The 14,443-nt window shown below is 68.1% G+C and carries 14 protein-coding genes; 7 read left to right on the top strand and 7 right to left on the bottom strand.

The window, feature by feature from the left end:
• On the top strand, nt 1-715 hold a 715-nt coding region (locus tag HMPREF0043_RS05800; protein WP_021602017.1), incomplete at its 5' end, for a FadR/GntR family transcriptional regulator.
• Entirely contained in the window at nt 712-2,244 is a 1,533-nt protein-coding gene (locus tag HMPREF0043_RS05795) for a mannitol dehydrogenase family protein (RefSeq protein ID WP_021602016.1), read from the top strand. The genes HMPREF0043_RS05800 and HMPREF0043_RS05795, both read left to right, overlap by 4 nt.
• Nucleotides 2,245-2,264: 20 nt before the next feature.
• On the opposite strand, the gene HMPREF0043_RS05790 is transcribed toward HMPREF0043_RS05795, so the two are convergent.
• The 3 genes from HMPREF0043_RS05790 to HMPREF0043_RS05780 form a co-directional block, all read right to left on the bottom strand.
• Nucleotides 2,265-3,185 carry a TetR/AcrR family transcriptional regulator gene (locus HMPREF0043_RS05790; RefSeq protein WP_021602015.1) on the bottom strand — a complete coding sequence of 307 codons (921 nt, stop codon included), beginning with the start codon at nt 3,183-3,185 and terminating at the stop codon, nt 2,265-2,267.
• Nucleotides 3,186-3,255: 70 nt separating this feature from the next.
• Entirely contained in the window at nt 3,256-3,744 is a 489-nt protein-coding gene (locus HMPREF0043_RS05785) for a flavodoxin domain-containing protein (protein ID WP_040317941.1), read from the bottom strand.
• Nucleotides 3,745-3,848: 104 nt separating this feature from the next.
• Nucleotides 3,849-4,439 (bottom strand): hypothetical protein, encoded by a 591-nt coding sequence (locus HMPREF0043_RS05780; protein ID WP_040317940.1) that lies wholly within the window; start codon nt 4,437-4,439, stop codon nt 3,849-3,851.
• A 398-nt stretch (nt 4,440-4,837) separates the two neighbouring features.
• On the opposite strand from HMPREF0043_RS05780, the gene HMPREF0043_RS05775 reads away from it, so the two are divergent.
• Together HMPREF0043_RS05775 and HMPREF0043_RS10220 are read left to right on the top strand one after the other, a co-directional pair.
• Complete coding sequence (locus tag HMPREF0043_RS05775; RefSeq protein ID WP_021602011.1) at nt 4,838-5,848, top strand: zinc-binding dehydrogenase; 1,011 nt, start codon at nt 4,838-4,840, stop codon at nt 5,846-5,848.
• Nucleotides 5,849-6,060: 212 nt separating this feature from the next.
• A complete protein-coding gene (locus HMPREF0043_RS10220; protein ID WP_021602010.1) occupies nt 6,061-6,615 on the top strand; it encodes a flavin reductase family protein in 555 nt (184 codons plus the stop codon).
• Nucleotides 6,616-6,621: 6 nt separating this feature from the next.
• Here HMPREF0043_RS10220 and HMPREF0043_RS11095 read toward each other — a convergent pair whose 3' ends face one another.
• Nucleotides 6,622-6,792, bottom strand: coding sequence for a hypothetical protein (locus HMPREF0043_RS11095; RefSeq protein WP_021602009.1), 171 nt, complete (start codon nt 6,790-6,792; stop codon nt 6,622-6,624).
• A complete protein-coding gene (locus tag HMPREF0043_RS05765; protein ID WP_232206049.1) occupies nt 6,789-8,648 on the bottom strand; it encodes a DUF262 domain-containing protein in 1,860 nt (619 codons plus the stop codon). The genes HMPREF0043_RS11095 and HMPREF0043_RS05765 overlap by 4 nt, the downstream gene beginning before the upstream one ends.
• Between HMPREF0043_RS05765 and HMPREF0043_RS05760 the strand changes: the two genes are divergently transcribed.
• From HMPREF0043_RS05760 to HMPREF0043_RS05750, 3 genes are read left to right on the top strand one after another with little or no spacing between them, the layout of a single operon-like run.
• Entirely contained in the window at nt 8,647-10,242 is a 1,596-nt protein-coding gene (locus HMPREF0043_RS05760) for an MFS transporter (protein ID WP_021602007.1), read from the top strand. The two genes, HMPREF0043_RS05765 and HMPREF0043_RS05760, sit on opposite strands and share 2 nt — an antisense overlap.
• A 3-nt stretch (nt 10,243-10,245) precedes the next feature.
• The gene (locus HMPREF0043_RS10215) at nt 10,246-11,733 is read left to right on the top strand and encodes a sensor histidine kinase (RefSeq protein WP_021602006.1); all 1,488 of its coding nucleotides are present in this window, start codon (nt 10,246-10,248) and stop codon (nt 11,731-11,733) included.
• Nucleotides 11,708-12,349 (top strand): response regulator, encoded by a 642-nt coding sequence (locus HMPREF0043_RS05750; protein WP_021602005.1) that lies wholly within the window; start codon nt 11,708-11,710, stop codon nt 12,347-12,349. Before HMPREF0043_RS10215 ends, HMPREF0043_RS05750 begins: the two co-directional genes overlap by 26 nt.
• 111 nt (nt 12,350-12,460) lie before the next feature.
• Here the strand turns inward: HMPREF0043_RS05750 and HMPREF0043_RS05745 are convergent, their stop codons facing one another.
• Both HMPREF0043_RS05745 and HMPREF0043_RS05740 read right to left on the bottom strand, forming a co-directional pair.
• The gene (locus tag HMPREF0043_RS05745) at nt 12,461-13,414 is read right to left on the bottom strand and encodes a glycoside hydrolase family 16 protein (protein WP_156897535.1); all 954 of its coding nucleotides are present in this window, start codon (nt 13,412-13,414) and stop codon (nt 12,461-12,463) included.
• A 390-nt stretch (nt 13,415-13,804) separates the two neighbouring features.
• Nucleotides 13,805-14,320 (bottom strand): helix-turn-helix domain-containing protein, encoded by a 516-nt coding sequence (locus tag HMPREF0043_RS05740; RefSeq protein ID WP_021602002.1) that lies wholly within the window; start codon nt 14,318-14,320, stop codon nt 13,805-13,807.
• Nucleotides 14,321-14,443 lie beyond the last annotated feature (123 nt).

Raw genomic sequence — 14,443 nt, 5'->3', positions numbered from 1 at the left:
CGGCCGCGCCGGCGCCGTCGACCGCCAGCACGGCGCCGTCATCGACGAGCTCGGCCGCCAGATCGCCACGGGCCGCCGCCCGGCGGACAGCATCATGACCGTGGCCGGGCTCGAAGCCGATTTCGGCGTGTCGCGCACAGTCGTGCGGGAGGTCGTCAAGGTTCTGGAGAGCCTGGGCATGCTCCGGCTCAAGCGCCGCGTCGGCATCACCGTCCAGCCGCGCTCCGCCTGGCACATGCTCGACCCGCGGGTCATACGCTGGCGCATGTCGGATCCTCGGGAGCGCCGCGCGCACTTCCTCGCGATGAACGAACTGCGCCGCGGCCTGGAGCCCGAGGCCGCCCGGCTCGCGGCGCGGCGCGGCAGCCCCTCCCAGGCCGCTCGGCTCGCCGACCTGGCCGGACGCATGCGGTCCCTCGGCGGCGCGGGGCGCGGAGCCACGCGCGAGTTCCTCCAGGCCGACACCGACTTCCACGAGCTCGTCATCGCCATGTGCGGCAACGAGATCATCCTCCAGCTGGGCTCGCTCATCGGCTCCCTCCTCGTCGAACGGACCCACTGGGCGATGCAGCCCGACTACCCCGACGAGCGGGCCATGGACGCCCACATCCGCATGGCCTGCGCCATCCGGAACCATGACGAGGAGGCCGCCTGGCGGGCCTCCTCCTACATCGTCAACCAGGCCGACGAGGAAATCCGCCTCGGGCGCCCGTGAACGAGACAGACAAGAAAGACAAGGAGACGTCAACGATGAATCTCAACCGCGAGAACTTCCCCCGGGAGCTCCAGATCGGCGCGAGCGCGCCTGAGGCGACCGGGATCGTCCACATCGGCACCGCGCAGTTCCACCGCGCCCACGCCGCGGTCGCCACCGCCCAGGCGCTGGCAGCCGAACCCGGCGACTGGGGGATCGTGGGCGTGGCGAGCCACAATCCTCGGATCGTCGAGGCCCTGCGAGCGCAGGACGGGCTGTATTCGATCCTCCAGCTCACGCCGGAGGGCGAGTCGGCGGGCATCGTCGACGTCCACCGCCGCTTCGCCGTGGCCGCGCAGGACCCGGACGGAGTCGTCGGCCTCATCGCCGAACCGAGGCATAGGATCCTCACGCTGACCGTCTCGGAGGGCGGCTACCACAGGGACGCGCGCACCGGAGGGCTCGACCGGGCCGACCCCGGGATCGCCGCCGACCTGGCCGGCGAGGGGCCGGGGCCCGTCACGTCGATCGGCCTCGTCGCCCGGGGGCTCATGCGCCGCTTCGCCGACGGCGGGGCGCCCCTGACCGTCCTGTCGTGCGACAACATGCTCAGCGCGGGCGACAGGACGCGCAGCCTCGTGGCCGAATTCCTCCGCGAGGCCGGCGCCGCCGAGGACCTCTTCGCGTGGATGGACGAAAGCGTGACCTTCCCCAACGGCATGGTCGACAGGATCGTGCCCGCCCCCACGGACGCCACGCGCGAGGCCGTCGCCCGCCTCATCGGATGCGAGGACGCCGTCCCGGTGCTCGCCGAGGGCTTCACGATGTGGGTCCTGGAAGACAGGTTCGCGGCGGGGCGCCCCGCCTGGGAGCACGCCGAAGGCGTCGTCTTCTCCGACGAGGTCGGCAAATACGAACTCGTCAAACTCCGCCTTCTCAACGGCTCGCATTCCCTCATCGCCTATCTCGGCGCGCTCGACGGGCGCGAGACCATCCCCGACTCGCGCATGCAGCCCTTCGTCGAGGAGTGCGTGCGCAACGCCATCCGCGACGAATACCTGCCCTCCATCGATCTGCCGGACGGCTTCGATCCCGACGCCTACATCGCCCGGCTCTTCGACAGGTGGACGAACGTCGCCCTGGGGGACAGGACCTCCCGTGTCGGCTCGGACGGTTCGTCCAAGCTCCTCGACCGCATACCCGAACCGGCGATCCGCCTGCTTAAGCGGGGAGTCATGCCGCAGCAGATGGCGCTGACCGCGGCGGCCTGGATCGCCTGCGCGTGCCCGCCCGCCGGATTCGACCCGGGTCCGGTCGCCTCGGCGATGGCCGAGCCCAAGCGCGCCGCGCTCGCGGCCGCCGTGGCCGGGGCCGGCGGCGTCCGCGAGCATGTCGAGGCCATCGTGCACGGCGGTTTCCTGCCCGACGCCCTCGCCGCCCACGATGCCTTCGGCCGACGCGTCGCCGAGCTGGTGGAGGCGATTGTGGCCGACGGCGTGCGGGCCGCCGCCGCCGACGCCTGCCGGGGGAGACTGGCGCGGATCCCCTGAGCCCGCGGGCCCAGGCCGCCTCACTTTCCCCAGTCTTCGCGGACCATCTGTTCGACGAACGCCTCCAGCTCGGCGATGTCTCCGCGCACCCGGGCGATCCGATCCTCGTCCCACACGATGTCGGGATCCGGTTGGAGGTAGGAGAGCACGAGCCCGACGAGGTGGTGGGCGGGGGCGGTCCACTCCTCCACCTCGGTGGAGCCCCATGCGGCGGTGGGGAAGGTGCGCGTGGCGAAGCCCGGGTCGTTGTAGGCGGTGACTGTGAGCCCGTACATCATGGCGCCCGCGGCGTCGGACATCAGATCGAAGCCCGTGTCCGGGTCCAGTCCGGGGGCCAGCCGGTAGCCCATCCGGTCGGGGAGCAGCCGGTAGATGCGGGAGCGGTAGCCGGCCATGCGGGCCGCGGCGCTCTTCAGGGCGGCCTGGGCTGCGGCGCGCACCTCGGCGTCCTGCATGTTGCGGCAAGTGGCCGTCAGGCCGTAGTACGTCTGCGTGTCGGTGGAGCCCAGCGTTCGCTCGAAGTCGGCTTGGACCGCTATGTGGAGCAGGGCGACGACGGCGTTCCGTCTCTGCTGGGCGTCCGCCCAGTCGAGCGCGGTCGATTCGAGGTATCCCTTCAACGCACGAACGTCGTCGACCCCTTCGGGGGTCAGGCGCACGCGCTGCACCGCTGCGGCGATGACGTCGGAGAGGAAGGCCTGCCGGGAGGGCCATCGGCGATAGGCGGTGGCCCGGCTCACCCCCGCCGCCTTGATGACCTCCTCGAAGCCGATGTGGTCCACGGTCACGGCGAGCCCGCGTTCGCGGATCTTGTCGAGCGCGCACTCCAGTAGTCGCGTCGCAACGGCGTCCCGGGGGCGTTCGCTCTCGCCCGCCGGCGACGCGGATGCCGGCGGTTCGTCCGGCTCGGACGGCGCCGGGCCTGCTTTCGATTTCGGCATGCTTTCATTTTCGCAGATTTCGCCGTGTCCCCTTCCGTCCTGTCCGCGTCCCCGCGCGGCCTCGCTCCGCTCAGATCAGCGTCGCGGCCCATTCGGCTGCGCGTTCCATCTCGCCGGGCTTGAGCGCCTGCGCGCCGGAGGCGATGAGGAAGCTCTCTCCGCATTCGGCCGGCACGCCCCGCCTGCCCAGCTTCCGCACAGCGGACTTGGCCGCCGAGCCCGCCATCACGGAATGGCGCTTGATGACCGTGTCGAAGGCGAGGACGCGGCTCGTGGCCAGAGCCTCGGGGTCGAGCCCGGCGATCCACTCCAGGACGCCGGCGTCGGGGACGGCGGCCCCCTTCTTACGGGCGGTCCTCCGGGTGGAAGGCGTGGGAAGCCCTCTGTTGTGGGTGGGCGCTCCGACGAGCACGAGCCCGTAGCCCCGCGGATCGGAGGGCGCGCGGTCGGCGGGGGCGACGTTCGCCTCCGCCCCTTTCTCGGTGAGCGCGGAGGCGATGGCCTCGGCTATCGACGCCGTGTTCCCGAAGGCCGATTCGACGACGATGAGTGCTCTCATGGTGTTCTCCTTGTCTGTCAGGCGGGCGCGTCGGTTGTGGCCGTCGCGCCCTCGGATAGTGAAGGCGCTCTTCGCTCGGCGGGGGCGCTTCTCCGTTCGCGCTGTCATCCCCAGGCCGCGTGGAGCCCCTCGGCCATGACGTAGACGAGGGACCCCAGTGTGGCGAGGGCCGTCAGGACGAGGCTGCCGCGCATGGTGCGGCTCAGGCGCAGGGCGGCGGGAGCGACGGCCGCGGGCTCTGGCCGCCCGTCCGCCTCACCGGTCCCGTCGGCATGCGGGGTTCGGGCCTTGCGAGCCCCGATGCGCCGGGTCAGACCGCCCAACCCGGGGATGCGGGCGTCGAGGGGACGCCGTCTCCGGGCGCGACGCATCTTGGCCCTCCGCGTCCGCCACACGATGACGCTCTCCACCGCCACGAGGGCGGCGAGCGCCGTCGCGAGAACGGCGGAATGCTCGCCGTGCGCGTGGGCTGTGGCCGCTCGATCGGCCTCTCCCTCGGCGACCAGCTGGCGGTACAGGGCCGATCCCGCCGACGACGCCCATAGCATGAGGACGAACCCGAACAGCCCGCTGACGAACATGGGCATCCGCAGTGGAACGCGAAGACCGGGTTTCGCCGCGTAGGCCAGGGCCAGGCATACGGCGATCGGAAGGACCCCCGCCACTACATGGGCTATGGCGACGTGTTCCGGCACAGCGACCTCCTTGTGATACACGGTGTCTCGTATCGACGATGATACATCGTGTATCGTTCTCGCGCAAAGCTCTAGCACCGGCGGGGCGGATCGCCGGCGGTCGGGGGCATGACCGCACCGCCGGGATGTCACCCCGAGCCCGCGTGCTTTCTCGCATGGCGTATTAGCGGGCCCATAGCCGGAAGGGGGAAGGACAGAAGATCGCCGAAAGCGTAGGGTCGTGCCAGGACGGCGCCCGGCTGACGTCCGGGCCCAAGCCGCCTGACAAGCCAACCATCGATCCGGCACACCATTCGGACAGACGCGGGGGCTGCCATGCCATGGGCGGACGTCGGTTCACCGGTCAACGGGCTTGTCGCGAACTGGAAACGGAAACCGAACCCGGGAGACAGAACGAAATGCATGGAGCAGTCATCTACGGCAAGGGAGACGTCCGCTTCGAGACGCGGAAAGATCCCGAAATCCTCGAGCCGACCGACGCGGTCGTCCGCACGATCGCCACGTGCGTGTGCGGATCCGACCTGTGGCGCTACCGAGGCATCAACGAAGTCCCCGAGCCGACGCCGATCGGCCACGAGTACGTGGGCGTCGTCGAAGGCATCGGGGAGGATGTGCGCAACGTCAAGCCGGGCGACTTCGTCGTCGGCGGATTCACGACGAGCGACAACACCTGCCCCGTATGCAAGAAGGGAGCGACGGCCAACTGCCAGAACGGCGGGTTCTACGACGGCTGCCAGGCGGAGAAGATCCGTGTGGCCCACGCCGACGGGACGCTCGTCTCTATCCCGGGAGGGGTCGACCGCGACCTCGTCCCGAGCCTGCTGACGCTCTCGGACGTCGCCTGTACCGGCTGGCACGGCGCGGTCTCGGCGTTGGCTGGGCCGGGCAGGAGCGTCGCCGTCGTCGGCGACGGCGCGGTGGGGCTGTGCGCGATCCTGGCGGCCAAGCAGCTCGGCGCCGATCCCGTCATCGCCATGAGCCGCCACCCCAACCGGCAGGCCATCGCCCGGGAGTTCGGCGCTGACGCCGTCGTCGCTGAGCGCGGCGAGGAGGGCGCGCAGAAGGTGCGCGAGCTGACGGAGGGGATCGGCGCGGACGGCGTCGTCGAGGCCGTCGGCACCGAGGGCGCCCGCCAGCAGGCCGCCGTATGCGTGCGTCCCGGCGGGATGATCGGCGTGGTCGGCGTTCCCCACGGCGCTCCCGACATCTCCGACTTCCGGAACAACGTCGGCGTATGGGGCGGCATCGCGCCCGTGCGCGCCTACCTCGAGCGCCTCGTCGAACTGGTCCTGGAGCGCAAGATCAACCCGGGACGCGTCTTCGACCTCGAACTGCCGCTGTCCGAGGTCGTCGAAGCCTACGCGGCCATGGACGAGCGCCGTGCCATCAAGGCGCTGCTGTGGCCGTGACGTCGCCACGCGCTTGACGCCCGCTCCCCGCGGAAGCCCGGCCAGTCCCGGACATGCCGCCGCGGGCCTGCTCCCGCGCGGAAGCCGGCCTCGGATTCGAGGAAGCGAGAGAAAGGAAACCCTGATGCCTGCTCCCGCGCGGAAGCCGGCCTCGGATTCGAGGAAGCCCGCGTCGGGGCGGGAGCGTGGTCTACAGCGCCTACACTGTGGGAATGGAGTTCACATCGATTCCCACGGACAAATGGGAGTGGCATCCTTCCCCGCTGCCGTCTCAGATCACGCTCGTCACGAGTCGCGGCGCCGACGGCGCCCTGGATCTCGCGCCCAAGAGCTGCCTGGCGGTGATGGCCTTCGATCCGCTGACCGTGGGCTTCGCGTGCAACCGCGGGCACACGACCTATCAGAACATCGTCCGGACGGGCGAGTTCGTGGTCAACGTCCTGCCCGAGGGGCTCGCTCCGCTCGCATGGGCGATCATCGCGTTCCAGGGCCAGGAGAGGATCGACGCCTCGGGGCTGACGTTCCTGGAGTCGAAGCGGGTCGCCGTTCCCCGCATAGCGGAGTGCACGGCCCACCTCGAATGCGAATTCGACGACGCGGTGGCCTTCGAGAGCGGCGAGGCCTTCGTCTACGGCCGCGTCTTGGCCGCCGACATCCTCTCCGAGGCCGTCGGAGCCGGGGAGCGCGGCTACCGTCTGCTCGATCCGTGCTTCTACCTCGACGGCGGATGGGCCGGGATGGGCGCGGCCAAGCGTCCGGAGGCTTAGCCGCGTTCAGGCGAATCGACCGAGCAGCCGCGAGCGGGTCTGGACGGCGTGTTCGTCGATCCACCGGGCGACGTCCTCGGGCGTGTCGCTGCGCGCGTCGGGCCAGGAGTCGAAGAACCTAAGGGATCCCACACGCTCGCCGTGGAGGAGCACGGCGTAGACGGCCTCGTCGTTCACGGCAGCGGCTCTTTTGGGTCGCCGCCGTCGAAGACGAAGTCCGCCACCGGAGGTGAGTCCTCGTGACCGTAGGCGGTGCGAGCCGCCAGAAAATCGTTGAGATAACGGCGCAAGAGGGCGGACCTCGCCCGGAGGAAGTCTTCGTGGCGGTTCTCCTGGAGGGCGCCTAGCGTTCGCTTGTCGAGCAAAAGCGAGGCGAGATCGGTTTTCGCATTCGCGCGCGCAATGAACTCCTGGCGGTCGACGAAGGAAATGAGCCGGTTCGCCGCGGATCCCGCCCCTTCTGTCCTGTCTGGAACGAGCTTGATCGTCACGGCCTGCGGCGTGGAGTCGCTCTCGAGTTGGTCAGCCAGCTCGTCTGACGTCATGGGTAGATTCGTTCGAATGTCCACAGGGTGCTTGTTCCACATAGCATTGAGAATGACTTTTGAATCACTCCGGTTAGTGCGGAATGTTTCGAGGTCTAGGAGAGTTGCGAAGTCCTTTTCTGATTTGACCGTCAGGCGAGCGGCCTTGATCAGCCGTTGAACGGATGCGGACTCCTTGCCCGCGACGACGAGCTTCGCCATACCGCGCAGGTCTCTTTCCGAACCCGTGATGCCGAGCATTTCGGCCCCCACGCTCGTTCGCCAGAACCACCTGTTCATCAGCTCGAGGTTGCGGTCCTGCGGTTTCGGGAACAGTGCGAAGAACCTGGTGAGGACCAAAAGCTGGAAGCGGAAGGGCAGGAAGGTCATGTGCGGCACGCCCGCCGTCTGCTGGAGGAACCGAATCGCGGACACCAGCGCGCGCTCGGTCTGTTTGTAAGCTTCTTCCTTGTCTTCTTCTGGAAAGGCGCTGACGTTTCGGCGTGATGGGGAGAACTCGTTGTGGAGGTCGCGGGTGAGGTCCGGGTGTCTGCGAACGAGCAGCGCCTGCACCACCACCTTGTCGTCTAACCTGCCGAAACGAGTCTTCTCTGCCACATGCTTGGCGATCCCCGAGGTCGTCAGCCCGCGATCCGGCCCCCCATGGATGGCGTCGAAGATCTCCGCGGCGTTGAGCCGTTTGCCACGGGAATTTATCCTGTCGAAGATTTCGCGCAGAGTCTCTTCATTCGCCTGCTCCATGATCGTGGCGGGGACTTTCAGCCCGTTCAGCCTGCGGGCGACGTCCTGGATGAGCTCGGCAGAGTTCGAGGCGTCTGGGTTCCTTCTCAGCCACTCCAGGGCCCGTGCGAAGTCGAAGACATCGGGAAGTGGAATCACCGACGAGCCTTCGTTTCGATTGATCGTAACGATCTTCCTTGCCCTCAGGGAGTAGCCGAGGGCGAACCGGGGGTCGGCCATTCCCTGTGGATCGACGACGTTGACGAGACTCGTGATGCGCTGCTGGCCGTCGACGACCCACAGGGCGTCTGGGCGCTCCTCGGCCCGGACTTCGAGCGCGCCGATCCTCAAGTCTTCCTCGCCGGCCTCGCGCTCCCAGAGGAGGAGACTCCCGAAGGGATATCCGCGAAGGATGGAATCGAAGAGATTGAGGATGTCCTGCGCATCCCAGCGGAACGAACGCTGGAACTGAGGCAATCGCAATCGGCCTGTTTTCACAAGGGCAGAGAGGTCGGCGATCGTGTAGTCGTGGTTTGTCGAAGATGCCGGAGATTCGTCCATGCGTTCATCTTCCACCAACGGGCTCCACCGGTCCATCGCGTCGTCCGGATGGAGGACACGGGCGCGGCTTTCCGGCCGACACTCCTCTTCCGCGCCCGTTCCTAGGCTTTTCGTCGGCGGAAGCGTTCCGCCGGGCGCCTCGGCGTCCGAACCGCAACAGCGGGAAAGGAATCTCATGGACAGCGGAAAGGCAAAAGGCAAACGCATGGCGAAGGACGGGACAGCGCGGAGATCCTCCGCGATGCTCGGCGGCCTGATCGTGGCCGTGTCGATGACGACGATCGACCAGACGATCGTCTCCGTCTCCTCCCAGACCGTCCAATCGGGGCTGGGCTTGAATGCGTCGGCGATCGAATGGGTCGTCAACGCCTACCTCCTGGCTGCCGCGGCCGTCTTCCCCCTCGGCGGGAAGCTGGCTGACTCCTGGGGGTATCGTCGCGTCATGCTGGCCGGAATCGCCGTGTTCGCGGCCGGGAGCCTCCTGTGCGGGGCGACGCCCGCGGGGCCGGCGGCGAGTGTGTGGATGATCTCCTCGCGCGTCGTCCAGGGCGCGGGGTCGGCGCTGATGTTCCCGGCCGCCGTCGGCATTTTGGTCAGCGGCTCCGCCAGGGAGGGCAGGGCCAAGGCGATGGCGCTGTTCTTCGCGATCACGGGCGCGATGACCTCCATCGGGCCCGTCGCCGGCGCTTGGCTCATCGCGTATTCGTGGCGGTGGGTGTTCTTCATCAACCTCCCCTTGGCACTCGTCTCCTTCCTCATGGTCCTGCTGTTGGCGGACCGCGACGGCGCCCGCGGAGACCGGATCGACTGGAGGGGAGCGGCGGTGTCGGCGGCCGCCATGGTGCTGTTCATCCTCCCTCTGAAGAGGGGAGGGCAGGACGGGTGGACGGATCCCCGCATCCTCGCGAGCTTCGCCGCCTCCCTGCTGCTGTTCGCTTGGTTCTTCGCCATGGAGCGGCGCACCTCCCGCCCGCTCGTCGATACGCGCATGCTCGCGCACCGTCCGTTCGCGCTGTCCGCGTTGGCCACGCTCGTCGCCTCGGCGGTCTTCATACCGATCATGTACTTCCTGAGCGTCTACGGTCAGCTTTCCCTCGGCCTGGCCGTCGGCAGGTCGAGCCTGCTCATACTCGGCTTCTTCGCCGGGTTCATGATCGCCGCCCAGGTGGGGGCGCGTCTCTTCGACCGTCGCGGGATCGCCGCCGTGCTGGCCGTCGGAGGGGCGATGGGAGCCGTGGGCTTCTACCTCCTGTCACGTCGGGCGGGCGGCCTCGCCTCTGGAGTCCCCGCCATGGCGGACCTCATGCCGTTCCTCGCGCTGGCGGGCGCCGGCATCGGGTTCATGTTCAGCCCCGCAGCCACGGACATGGTCAACCGCGTGGCGGAGGCGGCTTACGGCGAGGCCACGTCGATCTCCCAGACGATGAAGAATCTCGGCGGAGCCCTGGGCATGGCCGCCCTCTCCTCGCTCAGCCTCGCGCGGTTCGCGCACGGCATCTCCGAAGGTCTGACGGACTACGGCGTTTCGCCCAGCCGGGCACGGCATCTGGCGGCCCACATCACATCGGGGCAGGCCTCCTCCGGCGAGGGTCTCAACGGCCTCGCGCCAGCCGTTCGGCGCACCGTCATGGACACCGTCCGGGAAGCGTACGCTGGAAGCATGCACGGCGTATTCCTGGCGATGGGGGCCGCCTGTCTGTCCCTCGTCCTCATCGCGGCACTGTACCCTCGAGTGCGCGGAGGACGCCCGGCTCGGGCCCGAGCGCACCATGAGCCTGCGTCCCCGGGCTCGGAGGGGTGACGCGTGGAGCGTCCGCTGACGGCTCACGGCGCGGAGCGCATCCCCGCGGGGAAGGCGGCCGACGGCGAGGGGACGGCTGAAGGGGCGGCGCGCCTCCAGGCGCGCACGGGCGACGATTCGAGGCAGCGAGGCAGCGGCGCACCGCGCCGAGGCGCCGGCGACCCGGAGGCGGAGAATCCGGGAAGCGGACGGTCGGTCGGCGGGCCCGGCGGGCAGACGGCCTTCACCCGCCGGTGGTGGATCCTCTACCTGTTCGCCGCCACCTTCGCCCTCGTCCTCCACCTCGTCCTTGGCCGGGGCGCGGGGCGGCTGCCAGCAGCCCTCGCCGGCATTCTCGCCGCCGCGCCCACGCTGCTCTTCGCGTGGCTGTTCCGCCGAGGACGGAACGACGAAGCGGCGGGCCCGATCGGCAGGCGGTGCTTCGCCGTCGTCGCCGTCGCCTGCTCCATGGGGGCGGCGGCGCTCAATCCGGACGCGGGCATCGCCCAGGCCTATCTCATACCGGAGCTGTTCATCGTGCTGCCCTACAAGCCGGCCATGTACACGGTGGGGGCGGTGAACCTCGGCCTCCTCGCCGTGCACGCGGCCGCCGACCCCACCCCGCAGGCCGTGCTGCGGCGGGCGCTCGCGGCGGCGGTCATCGTCGTGCTGACGGGCTTGTTCGGGAAGCCCATCGACCTGCTGGCGGTGGCCGATGAGCGCAACCAGCGGCTCATCGAACGGCTCGAAGCCCAGAACAGGCGCATCGCGCGGCTCTCCCAGGCGGAGGGATCCGCGCGAGAACGCGAGCGCATCGCACGCGAGATGCACGACACGATAGCCCAGGGACTGGCTTCGATCCTCGCCCTCGCACGCGCGGCGGCCGACGAGGAGAGGGCCGGCGATCCGCGGGCGTCCCGGCATCTGGCGATGATCGTCTCCCTGGCCCAGGAGGGCCTCGACGACACGAGGCGCATGATAGCCGACGCCAGCCCGCGTGCGCTGGACGGGCAGGGGCTGGCCGAGGCGATAGACCGCGTGGCCGACGGCCTCCAGAACTCGGGCATCGCGGTGACCCGCTCGCTGGACGAGGCGCTGCCGGCGCTCCCGCAGTCCGTGCGGGTCGCGACGCTTCGCATAGCCCAGGAGGCCGTCACGAACGTCGCCCGGCACTCGCAGGCCAGTCGCGTCGAAGTGTCCCTCGGACATTCGGAAGGCGTTCTGCGTCTCGAGATCCGCGACGACGGCGTCGGCTTCGACCCGGACGATCCCCAGGCCCGGCGCGACGGAGCCGGGGGTTTCGGCATCGGCGACATGGCCGGAAGGGCCGTCGACGTCGGGGGACGCCTGCTCATCGAGAGCGCTCCCGGAGCCGGCGCACGCGTCTGCGCCCGCATCCCGCTGCCGCACTCCGGCTCAGCCGAGGGGCAGCCCGCCGAAAGGCCTCGCCGCATCGAAGAAGGCCGCACTACCGAGGAGGACCGCGATGATCTCCATCGTCATGGCCGATGACCACCCCATGATCCGCGAGGGGATCAGGAGCATGATCGAAAGGTACGCGAATCTCAAGGTCCTCGGTGAGGCGTCGGGAGGGGCCCAGGCCCTCGAGCTCGTCGAACGCCTCCAACCCGACGTCTTGCTTCTGGACTTGCGCATGCCGGACATGGACGGCCCGGAAGTCACGCGCGAGGCGCGCAGGATCTGCCCGCGCACGCGGGTGCTCATCCTGACGACCTACGACACGGACCGGGACATCCTCGCCGCGATCGAAGCGGGCGCGGGCGGATACGTCCTCAAGGACATCGAGCCGGCCAGGCTCGCCGAAGCCATTCGGGCGACGGCAGGAGGCAGGACCGTGCTCGACCAGAGGGCCGCCGAGGCCGTGGCCAACAGGATGCGGGGAGAAAGCCGGGAGGAGGGCCTGTCGGGGCAGGAGGAACGGGTGCTCTCGCTGGCCGCCGGAGGCAAGACCAATCGGCAGATCGCCAGGATCCTCAACCTCGGCGAGACCACTGTGAAAACCTATTTCTCCCGCATCTTCGCCAAACTCGGCGTCGCAGACCGGACGTCGGCCGTCGTGGAGGCCATGAGGAGGGGGATCATCCCCGGTCGGGGCGGCCAGGCTTGATCGGAGTGCCGGACCGGGGGCGCCGATGAGATCGCCCCGGTCCGGCACTCCCGCATGGAACGGGCTGAAGCCGATGCGATTCCACGGCGTGGACCTTCGGCTACGGCGCCTTCACCCCCGGTATTTCCAGACGCGTACGTAGTCGACGACGTAGTCGGTGCGGTCGGCGGTGTCCGTGGGGTTGGGGGTTCCCCAGTACTTCGAGCCGACCTGCACGTTCAGGCGGATGCTGTACGGGTCTCCCGAGCCGAAGGCCTTCTTCCAACGGGGGTCGTCCGTCTTCTTCACCGTGTGGTACGCCTGGCCGTCGACGAGGAAGGTGATCTTCTCCGGCGTCCACTCCAGCGTCCAGGTGTGGAATTCGCCGTCGTTGAGGTCGATGCGTTTGGGCGTGAACTTCGAGGTCATCGTCCAGTTCTCGCCGTCCTGCGTGTAGTGCAGCGTCCCCTGGGAGCGGCCCGCCGGGTCGAAGCCGTTGACCGCGTCCGGGGTGCCGTAAGCCTCGAGGATGTCTATCTCGCCGCCGTTGCTCGGGTTGTCGGCCCGCAGCCAGAAGGCGGGCCAGATGCCGCGCGATTTGTTTTTAATCGTGGGTAGTTTCGCGCGCATTTCGAAACGTCCGTATGCTTGGGAGAATTTTCCTACGGTGTCGATGAATCCCGCGGAATACCAGCGTTTTTTCTCGTTTTTCTCATCGTTGACCGCTTGGTCTAGGCGTTTTGTGTTGAGAATGATTTTTCCGTTTTTCACGGTGACATTCTCTTTTTTTACGGTTGACCAATCGTGATTGGCGTATTCATTATCGTGTATGTTCCATTGAGCCAGTGAGGGATCGTTGAAGTCTTCGTTGAAGACGGGAGTGCCCCAGCCTTTGACGTAGTAGGGCGATTTCGCCGGTCGCTGTGGCTGCACGGTTCCGGTGGCCGACCCCTTGGACGCACCCCCGCTCGACGAGGAGACGCACGCCGTCGCGGAGGAGGCGACGGCGAACGCCGAGACCATCCCGGCCGTCGCCACCGAGGCCATTGCAGTTCGAAGGAAATGATGGATACGAATGGTAGACACATTGCTCCTTTGAGAGACATGCACGGTATTCAGCGCGCTGCTTGGTGTGCTCGAAGCCGATGTAGTTGTGCCACCGTGCTTTCCTCACCGGAAATCCGCGTCCGGCGAGGCGGGTGAGTATGCGAGTGAGATGGCCGTCGATCGGCTCTATGCCAACATATAGGGGCGCCTCCGAGACGCATTTTCCAGCACACCCCACCTCCTCGCACAAACAGTATATATTTACAGCGTGAAAGCGAAAAGGGCAGCCATGAAATATGGGCGTGTCTGGGCGTGTCGTCTCCGCGCCGATGCGGCGACGGCTGACCGAAGCCCTGCCTGGTGTGTCGTCTCCGCCCCGATGCGACGACGTCTCCGCGGCGTCCCGGCGTCCCAGCCGATTCGGGCCGTCTACTCTTCTCCACGGACTTCGGCGAGGGCTTCGTCGAAAATCTTCGGCTCGATGTTGTAAAGGCCGGCTTCATCGGCTTCGCGGATCATCGAATCGAGCGCGTCCGCGGCTATTTCGTGCTGTTTCCGCGAGTATTCCTCGAGATCCCGCAGGAGTACGTAACGATGCCGGTTCGGCCTGTCATAGCCGATCTTCCCCTCCTCGAGGAGCTTGACGAGCGTGGGCCGTGAGACGCCTAGGTACGAAGCCGCCTCGCCGGTGGTCAGGCGAGTCGTCATCGGTGTGAGGACGATTGCCCTGCCGGCCTGCATCGCCTCGACGACTTCCCGGAGGATGTCGTGGATCTCCGGAGGAATCGGCGTCGTGTGGCCTTCTGCGTCGACGAGTTTCGCCTGCGGGGACAGAGTTCTGTCAACGGCGTCGAGCGTCTGGCCATCCTGTGTGGGCATGATCGTCAGCGACGCCTGGGCGCCCCGCTGACGCGCTCTTTTGACTGTCTGCGATTCTACGGCCATGCCCTTATGATATCTCTGAAACGAAAGAAGCGAAAGCCGGTTCGTATGAGATCCGCGTGTGGGATCCGTCGGATGCGGTGGACCGTCCAGCCGCCCGTCCGATCCGCGGTCAGCGGAGTCTCC

Source organism: Actinobaculum sp. oral taxon 183 str. F0552, assembly GCF_000466165.1.
Taxonomy (GTDB): domain Bacteria; phylum Actinomycetota; class Actinomycetes; order Actinomycetales; family Actinomycetaceae; genus Peptidiphaga.
Note: the sequence above shows the minus strand (reverse complement) of the source record. Positions and strands in the feature narration are given on the sequence as shown.

Coding starts and splice junctions, on each gene's coding strand:
- HMPREF0043_RS05765 (WP_232206049.1), bottom strand. CDS start 8,648: ATGCGTTTGCCTTTTGCCTTTCCGCTGTCCATGAGATTCCTTTCCCGC.
- HMPREF0043_RS05775 (WP_021602011.1), top strand. CDS start 4,838: ATGCATGGAGCAGTCATCTACGGCAAGGGAGACGTCCGCTTCGAGACG.
- HMPREF0043_RS05785 (WP_040317941.1), bottom strand. CDS start 3,744: ATGAGAGCACTCATCGTCGTCGAATCGGCCTTCGGGAACACGGCGTCG.
- HMPREF0043_RS10220 (WP_021602010.1), top strand. CDS start 6,061: ATGGAGTTCACATCGATTCCCACGGACAAATGGGAGTGGCATCCTTCC.
- HMPREF0043_RS05760 (WP_021602007.1), top strand. CDS start 8,647: ATGGCGAAGGACGGGACAGCGCGGAGATCCTCCGCGATGCTCGGCGGC.
- HMPREF0043_RS05750 (WP_021602005.1), top strand. CDS start 11,708: ATGATCTCCATCGTCATGGCCGATGACCACCCCATGATCCGCGAGGGG.
- HMPREF0043_RS05790 (WP_021602015.1), bottom strand. CDS start 3,185: ATGCCGAAATCGAAAGCAGGCCCGGCGCCGTCCGAGCCGGACGAACCG.
- HMPREF0043_RS05740 (WP_021602002.1), bottom strand. CDS start 14,320: ATGGCCGTAGAATCGCAGACAGTCAAAAGAGCGCGTCAGCGGGGCGCC.